At 54.2% G+C, this 251-nt stretch carries 1 protein-coding gene; it reads left to right on the forward strand.

Translation table 11 applies throughout. The features are described 5' to 3' along the window. On the forward strand, positions 1 to 251 hold a 251-nt coding region (locus tag RTW80_RS30145), incomplete at both ends, for a hypothetical protein (protein WP_312721854.1).

The raw sequence follows: 251 nt of genomic DNA on the forward strand, positions 1-251 counted from the left end.
GCTTTCTGTCATTGTGCTGTGGTCAGAAATCCATTCCGCTTTCGGCTTCCTCGAAAATATTTCGCTGTGGGATGTCACCTCCACGGTACAGGGCGTAGAAAGTCTGGAGCCAATTACCCTCGGTGCGGTGCTGATTGCCATTCTGGTGTTTATCATCACCACGCAGCTGGTGCGCAACTTGCCCGCGCTGCTGGAACTGGCGATTTTGCAGCACCTGGATTTAACGCCGGGTACGGGTTACGCCATCACCA

Origin of the sequence: Escherichia sp. AM3 (assembly GCF_032029835.1) — a bacterium.
GTDB classification, from domain to species: domain Bacteria; phylum Pseudomonadota; class Gammaproteobacteria; order Enterobacterales; family Enterobacteriaceae; genus Escherichia; species Escherichia coli.